The sequence below is a fragment of the Variovorax sp. RO1 genome, assembly GCF_002849325.1.
In the GTDB taxonomy this organism is placed as follows: domain Bacteria; phylum Pseudomonadota; class Gammaproteobacteria; order Burkholderiales; family Burkholderiaceae_C; genus Variovorax.
Window position 1 is genome coordinate 1,558,693 of record NZ_PKMT01000001.1, and the last position, 9,338, is coordinate 1,568,030.

General features: G+C 68.1%; 12 protein-coding genes. 9 read left to right on the plus strand and 3 right to left on the minus strand.

What is annotated here, in order from left to right:
• Positions 1 to 61: 61 nt before the first annotated feature.
• The 3 genes from CY658_RS07600 (at position 62) to CY658_RS07610 (ending at position 1,964) form a co-directional block, all read left to right on the plus strand.
• Positions 62 to 991: an SDR family NAD(P)-dependent oxidoreductase gene (locus tag CY658_RS07600; RefSeq protein ID WP_101489548.1), complete on the plus strand. Its 930-nt coding sequence runs from the start codon at positions 62 to 64 to the stop codon at positions 989 to 991.
• Between the two features lie 105 nt (positions 992 to 1,096).
• Positions 1,097 to 1,513 (plus strand): nuclear transport factor 2 family protein, encoded by a 417-nt coding sequence (locus tag CY658_RS07605; protein WP_101489549.1) that lies wholly within the window; start codon positions 1,097 to 1,099, stop codon positions 1,511 to 1,513.
• Entirely contained in the window at positions 1,503 to 1,964 is a 462-nt protein-coding gene (locus CY658_RS07610; protein WP_101490275.1) for a MerR family transcriptional regulator, read from the plus strand. Before CY658_RS07605 ends, CY658_RS07610 begins: the two co-directional genes overlap by 11 nt.
• A 12-nt stretch (positions 1,965 to 1,976) precedes the next feature.
• On the opposite strand, the gene CY658_RS07615 is transcribed toward CY658_RS07610, so the two are convergent.
• The 3 genes from CY658_RS07615 to CY658_RS07625 all read right to left on the minus strand — a co-directional run bounded on the left by CY658_RS07615 (position 1,977) and on the right by CY658_RS07625 (position 3,636).
• A complete protein-coding gene (locus tag CY658_RS07615; protein WP_101489550.1) occupies positions 1,977 to 2,336 on the minus strand; it encodes an HPF/RaiA family ribosome-associated protein in 360 nt (119 codons plus the stop codon).
• Between the two features lie 106 nt (positions 2,337 to 2,442).
• Complete coding sequence (locus CY658_RS07620; protein WP_099791301.1) at positions 2,443 to 2,871, minus strand: CBS domain-containing protein; 429 nt, start codon at positions 2,869 to 2,871, stop codon at positions 2,443 to 2,445.
• A gap of 162 nt (positions 2,872 to 3,033) precedes the next feature.
• Complete coding sequence (locus CY658_RS07625; RefSeq protein WP_101489551.1) at positions 3,034 to 3,636, minus strand: cell envelope protein SmpA; 603 nt, start codon at positions 3,634 to 3,636, stop codon at positions 3,034 to 3,036.
• Positions 3,637 to 3,852: 216 nt separating this feature from the next.
• On the opposite strand from CY658_RS07625, the gene ylqF reads away from it, so the two are divergent.
• The 6 genes from ylqF to CY658_RS07655 all read left to right on the plus strand — a co-directional run bounded on the left by ylqF (position 3,853) and on the right by CY658_RS07655 (position 9,325).
• Positions 3,853 to 4,830 carry a ribosome biogenesis GTPase YlqF gene (gene ylqF, locus CY658_RS07630; protein ID WP_101489552.1) on the plus strand — a complete coding sequence of 326 codons (978 nt, stop codon included), beginning with the start codon at positions 3,853 to 3,855 and terminating at the stop codon, positions 4,828 to 4,830.
• Between the two features lie 54 nt (positions 4,831 to 4,884).
• The gene (locus CY658_RS07635) at positions 4,885 to 5,349 is read left to right on the plus strand and encodes a Fur family transcriptional regulator (RefSeq protein ID WP_101489553.1); all 465 of its coding nucleotides are present in this window, start codon (positions 4,885 to 4,887) and stop codon (positions 5,347 to 5,349) included.
• A gap of 104 nt (positions 5,350 to 5,453) precedes the next feature.
• Positions 5,454 to 5,603 carry a type B 50S ribosomal protein L36 gene (gene ykgO, locus CY658_RS07640; RefSeq protein WP_013542562.1) on the plus strand — a complete coding sequence of 50 codons (150 nt, stop codon included), beginning with the start codon at positions 5,454 to 5,456 and terminating at the stop codon, positions 5,601 to 5,603.
• Between the two features lie 118 nt (positions 5,604 to 5,721).
• Positions 5,722 to 6,426, plus strand: coding sequence for an ABC transporter ATP-binding protein (locus CY658_RS07645; RefSeq protein WP_101489554.1), 705 nt, complete (start codon positions 5,722 to 5,724; stop codon positions 6,424 to 6,426).
• 4 nt (positions 6,427 to 6,430) lie between these two features.
• Positions 6,431 to 7,831: an ABC transporter permease subunit gene (locus CY658_RS07650; protein WP_180838886.1), complete on the plus strand. Its 1,401-nt coding sequence runs from the start codon at positions 6,431 to 6,433 to the stop codon at positions 7,829 to 7,831.
• 15 nt (positions 7,832 to 7,846) lie between these two features.
• Complete coding sequence (locus CY658_RS07655; RefSeq protein ID WP_101489555.1) at positions 7,847 to 9,325, plus strand: ABC transporter permease subunit; 1,479 nt, start codon at positions 7,847 to 7,849, stop codon at positions 9,323 to 9,325.
• Positions 9,326 to 9,338: the final 13 nt, after the last annotated feature.

Sequence of the window (9,338 nt, forward strand, 5' to 3'; positions counted from 1 at the left end):
GCCGGGTTGCCGCCCGTCGGCAACCCTTTTTCACCCCCTACAGACAGCGAGCAGAGACCTCATGAGCAGCAACAGCACCTCCATCGACTTCAAGGGCCGCGTGGCCATCGTGACCGGCGCGGGCGGCGGCCTGGGCCGCCAGCATGCGCTGGCGCTGGCGGCGCGCGGCGCCAAGGTGGTGGTCAACGATCTGGGCGGCGCGCGCGACGGTTCCGGCGGCTCGGTCAGCGCTGCGCAGGCGGTGGTCGACGAGATCAAGGCGGCCGGCGGCGAGGCGATGGCCAACGGCGCTTCGGTGACCGATTTCGAGGCCGTGCAGGCCATGGTCAAGCAGGCGGTCGACGCCTGGGGCCGCGTCGACATCCTGATCAACAACGCCGGCATCCTGCGCGACAAGAGCTTTTCCAAGATGGAGCTGGACGACTTCAAGCTCGTGGTCGACGTGCACCTGATGGGCGCCGTGAACTGCACCAAGGCCGTCTGGGCGCTCATGAACGAGCAGAAGTACGGCCGCATCGTGATGACCACGTCGTCGTCGGGCCTGTACGGCAATTTCGGCCAGAGCAACTACGGCGCCGCCAAGCTGGCGCTGGTGGGCCTCATGCAGACGCTGAGCATCGAAGGCGCCAAGAACGACATCCGCGTGAACTGCCTGGCGCCCACCGCCGCCACGCGCATGACGGAAGACCTGTTCCCCAAGGAAATGCTCGAGGCCTTCCGCCCCGAGGCCGTGGTGCCCGCGATGCTGGTGCTGGCCGCGCAGGACGCGCCCAACCGCACCATCCTCTGTGCCGGTGCCGGCACCTTCGAGGCTGCGCACATCACGCTCACGCAGGGCGCCTGGCTGGGCATTGCCGCCGACACGCCCGAGCAGCTGGCCGCGCGCCTGTCGGAAGTGACCGAGCGCGAAGGCGAGGCCGTGCCGCAGAGCGGCGCCGCGCAGGGCGCGAACGAAGTCGCCAAGGGCATGGCGAACGCCGGCCGGGGCTGAGCCGCCAGTCGGTCGGTGCATGGCGCTTGACCTCGAGCGCACTCGAGCATTTCCAATGAATTCACCGGATGTCCGGTGTCTTCATTCCTCCAAGGAAATCACGCCATGCACACGATCGACAACAAGGCCCTCGTCCAGCGCATCCACGCGGAGCTGGACAAGGGCAACGGCCAGGCCTTCATCGACAGCCTGGCCGACGACGCCAGCTGGACGCTGGAAGGCAGCACGCCCTGGTCGCGCACCTACCAGGGCAAGCAGGCAATCCGCGAAGAGCTCATCAAGCCGCTGTTCGCGCAGTTCGCCGGGCCTTACATGAGCAAGACCGAATGCATCATTGCGGAAGGCGACCGCGTGGTGGTTCTGTTCAGCGGCGACGTGCCGACGAAGGCCGGCAAGCGCTACAACAACCGCTATTGCTACGTCTACCGACTCGAAGGAGGCCAGGTGAAGGCATTGACCGAGTACTTCGACACCGCGCTGGTCGAGCGGGCGCTCGATGCGCCAACCGCCCATGCCGGCTGAACCCAGCGCCGCCGCTGCGCCGTTCCACATCGGCGAGCTGGCCGCGCGCACCGGCCGCACGGTGCATGCCATCCGCTGGTACGAATCGCAGGGCTTGGTGCCCGGCGTCGTGCGCGATGCGGGCGGGCGGCGCGTATATGGCGAGCTGCATGTGGGCTGGCTTGACCTGATGGACCGGCTGCGCCGCACCGGCATGTCGATCGCCGAGATGCGCGACTACACGGCGCTCGCGATGCAGGGGAAAACCACGCTGCGCGAGCGCCGCGACCTGCTGGAGGCGCACCGCGCGCGCGTGCACCAGACGATTGCCGACTGGCAGCAGGCGCTGTCGCTGGTCGATCGCAAGATCGATTTCTACGACGCCTGGATGGCCGACGGGCGGCGTCCGCCGCTCATTCCGGTGGAGACGCCGCAGGGCCTGCCGCCGCCGAAGCGAAAGCCGGGCCGCTGAGCTTCGACGCGACTACTCGGCGACGAAGCCTTCGCCGTCCTTGCGGATCGAATCGCGGGCGCGGTGGTTGAGGCGGCCCAGCGTGTTGTCGAGCAGGCGCTTGAGCTTGTCGGCCGCGCCGCGGAAGGCCTCGTCGAGGCTGGTGGCGTGCTGTGTCACCGCGAGCGGCTGGTGGTGCGCCAGGCGCGCTTCCATCACGCAGCACTTGTCGCCGCCGCCGGCCTTGTCGTGGTTCTCGTCGCTCAGGTGCACCTCGACGCGCGTCACGTCTGCGACGAAACGGCTCAGGTGCTGCTTGATTTCGGTGTCTGCCCAGCGCTCCAGCGTGTCTTTGTTGGTGATGCCATTGCTCGTGTTGACCTGAATCTGCATTGCGGATGTCCCTGCTGGATGGTGAACGAGCCTTCACTGTGCACCTTAAGAGTACCCCTGTGCGTAGGTGCGATGCCCTTATCAGACCGGGCATCAGGCCGTCGCGTCAACTTTGGATGTACGAGGTCAGCTGCGTGATGGTCTGCTCGTGCTCGGAAATGATGTCGTCCATCAGGTCTTGAATGGAGATCATGCCGACCACCTTGTCGCCGTCGACCACGGGCAGGTGGCGGAACTTGCGCTGGCTCATGAGCGCCATGCAGGCGTGGGTCTGGGTCTGCGGGGTGACGGTCATCACGTCGGGCGTCATGATCTCGGAGACCTTCACCTCCTTGGAGTTCTTGCCCTGCAGCGCCACCTTGCGGGTGTAGTCGCGTTCGGACAGAAAGCCCACGAGCTTCTCGCCGTCCATCACCATGAGCGCGCCCACTTCGAAATGCGCCAGCGTGGCCAGCGCGTCGAACACGCTGGTGTCGGGCGAGGTGCGCCAGGCGGCGGAATCGTGGCGCTTGAGCAGTTCGGAGACGGGTTTCATCGCAGGCACTCCATTCAGGGGTTTCGATCCGGCCGACGCACGTGGCGGCGCCGTGCTTCGGACAAATCATAGGGGCGGAATCGCCCTGCGCGATGCAAAACCCTCCGGGGTGTTGCGCGCGTCACGCCGCGCACACGAACCCCGGGTGTCCTCAATGGTGGCTCAGGGCGTCGTGGCGAGCACGCGGCTCAGCGCCACGGCGTCGCCCACGACGTTCTTCACGAGGCCCTTTTCGTCGAAGGCCACCTGGAACTCCGACCAGCTGTCGCGCCAGTAGCGCCACACCGGCGCGTCCAGGCTCGGGTTCTCGCCGGCCACCGGATAGCCGATGGCCATGAGCACCTGTTCGCGCGTCATGCCGGGCATCACCTTGCCCGCGACGATGGCCGCGCCCACTGCGGGCGGGAAGCTCGCGATCTTTCGCTTCGGGTCTTCGGTGACCACGTAGCGCTTGGCGAAGTCGATCAGCGTGATGTTGCGGCTGTAGTCGTTCTTGATGCGCTGCGGCTTGCCCGCGAGATCGACGTTGAAGAAGCGGAAGTCGTAGGCCGTGATGCGCGCCGGCGTGCCCACGGCGACGATGCGCGTGCCCTGTTCGTCGTAGTTGATGTCGCTGATCGAGTCGCCGTACGTGCGCATGTTGCAGCACAGGAAACCGTCGGTCAGCGGGCCGGGCGGCGGCGACGGGCGCTGGGCATGCGCCACGGTGGCGGACAGGATGGTGGTGGCCGCGAGCAGGGCGGCGGCGGCAAGGCGCTGGACCATGAAAAGGATCTCCCTCGTTGTGACTTTTTGAAACGGCTGCGGGCGCAGCGCGCGGATTCTAGGGGTGATCTGGCGGCCAACAAGCCAGTGAATACGCCAGTTGGTGCTATCAAAAGCGCAGCATCGAGAAATCGGTACCGTTCCCGGTTCACAATGCGCACCCGGCCTGCGAGGCCGGTCCCCTTCCAGACAGCGCGAAAGAAAGAGCATCCATCGATGGCGATCCAGTGGTTCCCCGGTCACATGTATTCGACCCAGAAGGCCATCACCGAGCGGGTGAAGGACATCGACGTGGTGATCGAGCTGCTCGACGCGCGCCTGCCCGGCTCCAGCGCCAACCCGATGCTGGCCGAACTCACGGCCGGGCGGCCCACGCTCAAGGTGCTCAACAAGCAGGACCTGGCCGACCCCGAGCGCACGAAGCTTTGGCTCGCGCACTACAACGCACTGCCCGCCACGCGCGCCATCGGGCTCGATGCGAGCCTGACCACGCCCGCGCAGCAGATCGTCAAGGCCTGCCACGAGCTGTCGCCCAACCGCGGCGGCATGGCCAAGCCGATGCGCGTGCTGATCTGCGGCATTCCCAACGTGGGCAAGTCGACCCTCATCAACACGCTGACCGGCGGGCGCAAGGCCAAGACCGGCGACGAGGCCGGCATCACCAAGCTCGAACAGCGCATCACCCTGGCCGACGACTTCTACCTGTGGGACACGCCCGGCATGCTGTGGCCGCGCATCATCGTGCCCAAGAGCGGCTACAACCTCGCGGCCAGCGGCGCGGTGGGGCGCAACGCGTTCGATGAGGAAGAGGTGGCGCTGGAGCTGCTCGACTACCTCAAGTCGAACTACGCCGAAGGCCTCGTCGCGCGCTTCAAGCTCACCGAACTCGACGCCGCCACCCTGGCTGAAATGAAAGACGAGGACGTGCTCGACACCATCGGCCGCAAGCGCGGCGCGCTGCTGGGCAAGGGCAAGGTCAACCTGCAGAAAGCCGCCGAGATCGTGATGCACGAGTTCCGCGCCGGCAACCTGGGGCGCATCACGCTCGAGACGCCCGAAGAGTTCGCGCAATGGCTGGCGGCCGGCCAGCGCGCCGACGCCGAGCGTGCGGCGAAGAAGGCTGCGCGTGGCAAGAAGGGCAAGCAGAAGCCCGAGGCGACCGAAGCGGACGCCAGTCGCACGGCAGACGAGTGAAGGTCTTGCGCGCGGCACGCTGAATGCCGCGCGGGCCGCCCCTATCATCGAGAGATGCAACGTCTCACGCGCCAGCGCAACGCCGTTTTCTCCGCCTTCAGCGACGCCGGTCGCGTGCTGACCGCCCCCGAAATTCTTGAACACGCACGGGCCATCGTGCCCGAGATCAGCCTGTCGACAGTGTACCGCCAGGTCGCGCTGCTGCTGGCCGACGGCGAGATCGCCAAGGTCGAGCTGCCGGGCGAACCGGCGCGCTACGAAGTGGCCTGCAAGACCGATCCGCACGACCACCATTCGCACGGCGCAGGCGAGGGCGGCGATGCCGGGCACCACCACCATCACTACTTCCATTGCTCGCACTGCGGGCAGGTGTTCCTGCTGCACGCCTGCCCGGGGCCGATGCACGACCTGGCGCCCAAGGGCTTCCAGGTGACGCACCACGAGGTCACGCTGCATGGCTTGTGCGCGGCCTGTGTCGAGATCGGCGCGAAAGCACCCAAGGCGCATCCGCCGCACTGACGGCGGCGGGCCCTGGAGTTGCCGGGGAAGGCTCAAAAAGTTATTGAGAATGAATTCTCAATAACGTATATTCGCGTGTCCGAACGAACTCCCTGGTCACGCCCATGCAAGTCCTGTCCTCGCTCAAAGAAGCCAAGAAGCGCCACCGCGATTGCCAGGTGGTGACGCGGCGCGGCCGCACCTACGTCATCTGCAAGTCCAACCCGCGCTTCAAGGCGCGCCAGGGCGGCGCGAAAAACAAGAACAAGCGCTGACCGCCTGGCGGCGTCGCCGCCAGCCTTCATTTCCCCTCGATGACCGCATCGGCGTGCGAACGCCGGGGCGTGCCTGCGCGCGTCTTTCCTTCTCTTCTTCCATCGGAATCCCTCCGCCATGCTCCGAGCCTCCGGCCTCACCAAACGCTACGGCGCGCACACCGCGCTCGACCGTCTCGACCTCGACATCCGCGGCGGCGACATCTACTGCCTGCTGGGTGCCAACGGCGCGGGCAAGACGACGACCATCAACCTGTTCCTGAATTTCATCGCACCGACCGACGGCACGGTGGAGATCAACGGCACCGACGTCACGCGCCATCCGGTGGCGACCAAGCAGGACGTGGCGTACATCCCCGAGCAGGTCACGCTGTACGGCACGCTCTCGGGCCTGGAAAACCTGCGCTTCTTCGCCGGCCTGGCACTGGGCCACGAACTGCCGCGCGAACGCCTGCTTGCGCTGATGACCGAGGTGGGGCTCGACCATGCCGCCGCCGACAAGCGCGTCAGCATGTATTCGAAGGGCATGCGCCAGAAGGTGTGGATCGCGGTGGCGCTGGCCAAGCAGGCCAAGGCGCTGCTGCTCGACGAGCCCACCTCCGGGCTCGACCCGCACGCCGCCGCTGAGTTTTCCGACCTGCTGCGCCGCGCGGCCGACCGCGGCGTGGCCGTGCTCACCACCACGCACGACCTCTTCCACGCACAACAGACCGCCACGCGCGTCGGGATCATGAAGCGCGGCCGGTTGGTCGAGAGCCTCGAAGGCGCGCAGATCGGGCAGACCGATCTGCAGTCGCTCTACCTTCAACACATGAGGGCCTGATCAGATGCTGATGCACTGGATCGCCCGACGCGAATTCACCGAACGCCTGCGCGACGGCCGCCTGTACTGGGCCGGCGGGCTCGTGGCCGTGCTGCTCTTCACCGCACTGGCCGTCGGCTGGGCGCACCAGCGCGGCGCGCATGCCGAGCAGGTGGCCGCGCAGGCCATGGACTACCGCGACTGGCTGCACCAGGACCAGCGCCACCCACACGACGCCGCGCACCAGGGCATGCATGCCTTCAAGCCCGAGCCGCCGCTGTCGATGGTCGACGCGGGCATCAACCCCTACATCGGCAGCACCGTGTGGCTGCAGGCACACCGCCAGAGCGAGGTCAAGTTCAATGCCGCGCAGGACGCGACCGGCCTGCAGCGCTTCGGCAACCTGTCGGTGGGCTGGATCCTGCAGGTGCTCGGCCCGCTGCTGGTGATCGTGCTGGGCTTCAACGCCTTCGCGGGCGAGCGCGAGCAGGGCATCCTGCGCCAGACGCTGAGCCTGGGCGTGGCGCCGCTGCGCCTGCTGGCCGGCAAGGCGCTCGCGCTGTCGGCGCTGCTCGCGGTGCTGCTGGTGCCGGCGGCCCTCGTTGCAGCCGTCGCCGTGGCGGTGGGCGCGGAGGCGGGCGGGCGCATCGACGCGCTGCTGCGGCTGGGCGCGTGGTCGCTGGGCTACGCGGTGTACCTCGGCATCTTCGTGTGCCTGGTGCTGGGCGTGTCGGCGCTGTCGTCGACCTCGCGCATGGCGATCACCGTGCTGCTCGCGCTGTGGATCGGGCAGGCCGTGATGGCGCCGCGCGTGCTCTCCGAACTCTCGCGCACGTGGTTCCCGAGCCCGACGCGGCTCGAGTTCAACCAGGCGCTGGGCGCGGAACTCAAGGCCGTGTCGAACCAGGTCTGGCAGCAGAACTTCGGCACCACCGAGCGCTGGGGGCGCGATGTGCCGCTGAGCAAATGGGGCATTGCGCTGCGCCTGGACGACCAGGCCTCGTACCCCGTGTACGACCGCCACTACGGCCGCCTGTGGGACACCTGGGAACAGCAGCAAGAGGTGCAGGAGTGGAGCGGCCTGCTGCTGCCACTGCTCGCGGTGCGCAGCTTCTCGATGGGCATGGCGGGCACCGACTTTTCGCACCACCGCCGCTTCACCACGGCCGCCGAACTGCACCGCCGCAACATCCAGGACCTGATGAGCAAGGACCTCGTGGCGCATGCCGACCCGCTCGGCGATCGCCACTTTTCCTACCAGGCCACGGCCGACCTCTGGGCCACCGTGCCGCCCTTCGACTACCACCCGCCGGGGGCGGGATGGGCGCTGCGGCACCAGGCGCGCAGCTTCCTCGTGCTGTGCGCCGGCCTGCTGCTCGCCGCGGCGTTCGCGGCCTTCGCCACCTTGCGCCAGCGCGCGCTCTGAGAGGGGATGCCACCCATGTCGTCCATCCATCCTCCCCAAGGCCGCCGCCTGCTGGCCGTGATGCGCCAGGAAGTCCGTTTGATGCTCGCCGAGCGCGGCCTCTGGGTCGTCGGCGCGCTGTTCCTTTTGCTCGTGGCCTATGCGCTGGGCAACGGCCTGCTGCAGACCGCCAAGCGCGACCGCGCGCAGGCGGCCGTGGCGCAGGCCGACCGCGACACCCGCACCGCGCAGCGCACGCTGCTCGAAGCCATCTTCGCCGGCACCGCGCAGCCCACGCCCTTCGAAAACCCGGCCGACCCTTCGCGCATGGCCAGCGACTACGGCGGCCAGCACGTGCTGTTGCCGACCGCGCCGCTGGGCCCGGTCGCGCTGGGGCAGAGCGACCTCTTCCCGAGCCAGTACGAGGTCACGAACCAGAGCCGCGTCGTGTTCATGAACCCGAGCGACATCGAGAACCCGTGGCACCTGCTGAGCGGGCATTTCGACCTGGCCTTCGTCATCGTCTACCTGCTGCCGCTCTTGATCTTTGCGCTCAGCTACAACCTGCTGTCGGCCGAGCGCGAGAACGGCACCTTGCGCCTGCTGCTGTCGCAACCGCTGCGGCTGCGCACGCTGCTTGCGGGCAAGCTCACGGTGCGCGCCGCGGTGCTGCTGGGGCCCGCTGTGCTGCTGCCGGTGGCCGTGCTGTGGATCGCCCGCCATGCCGGGCTTACGGCGGGCGGCGCGGGCAGCGCCACGCTGTGGTGGGCGTTGCTGGTCGGCGCTTACGCGCTGTTCTGGTTTGCGCTGGTGGTGGCGGTGAATGCCTTCGGCGCCTCGTCGGCGACGAATGCGATGGTGCTCGTCATCGCCTGGGTGCTGCTGGTGCTGGTGGCGCCCGTGCTGCTCAACCTGGCCGTCACGCAGGCCAGCCCCGCGCCCTCGCGCACCGAGTTGGCCACGCGCCAGCGCGTGGTCACGGCCGAGGCGATGAAGCGCCATCAGGACCTGCTGGGCACCGAGTACCAGCACGTGGGGCAGGGCGCGATCCTCGTGCCGCGCGACGGCAAGATCGAGATCGCCGGCCGCTCGCTGGCCAACTACCGCATCCAGCGCGAGGTCGACGAAGCGATCCGCCCCGCGCTCGCGCGCTTCGATGCGCAGCAGGCGCAACAGCAGGCACTGCTGGGCCGCTTCGGCGCCGCGTCGCCCGCGGCCGTGGCTTACGAGGGCATGACCGCACTGGCCGGCAACGGCGCGCGCCGCCATGCGCGCTTCGACGCGCAGACCGTGGCGCACCACGAAGCGTGGAAGGCCTTCTTCTTCCCGCGCATCGATGCGCGCGATGCGCTCGTGCCGGCCGACTTCGAGCGCATGCCCACCTTCGCATGGCACGAGGAGCCCGCCGACCTCGTGCGCGGACAGGCCGCGCTGGCCGTGCTGCAACTGCTGGTGCCGAGCCTTCTGTTGTTCGGCCTCGCGGCCTGGCGGCTGCGGCGCTTCTCGGTTGCCTGACGCATTGCCTTTT

Excerpts from the sequence above, each read along its gene's own strand:
- CY658_RS07600 (WP_101489548.1), top strand. The coding sequence starts at position 62 with ATGAGCAGCAACAGCACCTCCATCGACTTCAAGGGCCGCGTGGCCATC.
- CY658_RS07605 (WP_101489549.1), top strand. The coding sequence starts at position 1,097 with ATGCACACGATCGACAACAAGGCCCTCGTCCAGCGCATCCACGCGGAG.
- CY658_RS07610 (WP_101490275.1), top strand. The coding sequence starts at position 1,503 with ATGCCGGCTGAACCCAGCGCCGCCGCTGCGCCGTTCCACATCGGCGAG.
- CY658_RS07615 (WP_101489550.1), bottom strand. The coding sequence starts at position 2,336 with ATGCAGATTCAGGTCAACACGAGCAATGGCATCACCAACAAAGACACG.
- CY658_RS07620 (WP_099791301.1), bottom strand. The coding sequence starts at position 2,871 with ATGAAACCCGTCTCCGAACTGCTCAAGCGCCACGATTCCGCCGCCTGG.
- CY658_RS07625 (WP_101489551.1), bottom strand. The coding sequence starts at position 3,636 with ATGGTCCAGCGCCTTGCCGCCGCCGCCCTGCTCGCGGCCACCACCATC.
- ylqF (WP_101489552.1), top strand. The coding sequence starts at position 3,853 with ATGGCGATCCAGTGGTTCCCCGGTCACATGTATTCGACCCAGAAGGCC.
- CY658_RS07635 (WP_101489553.1), top strand. The coding sequence starts at position 4,885 with ATGCAACGTCTCACGCGCCAGCGCAACGCCGTTTTCTCCGCCTTCAGC.
- ykgO (WP_013542562.1), top strand. The coding sequence starts at position 5,454 with ATGCAAGTCCTGTCCTCGCTCAAAGAAGCCAAGAAGCGCCACCGCGAT.
- CY658_RS07645 (WP_101489554.1), top strand. The coding sequence starts at position 5,722 with ATGCTCCGAGCCTCCGGCCTCACCAAACGCTACGGCGCGCACACCGCG.
- CY658_RS07650 (WP_180838886.1), top strand. The coding sequence starts at position 6,431 with ATGCTGATGCACTGGATCGCCCGACGCGAATTCACCGAACGCCTGCGC.
- CY658_RS07655 (WP_101489555.1), top strand. The coding sequence starts at position 7,847 with ATGTCGTCCATCCATCCTCCCCAAGGCCGCCGCCTGCTGGCCGTGATG.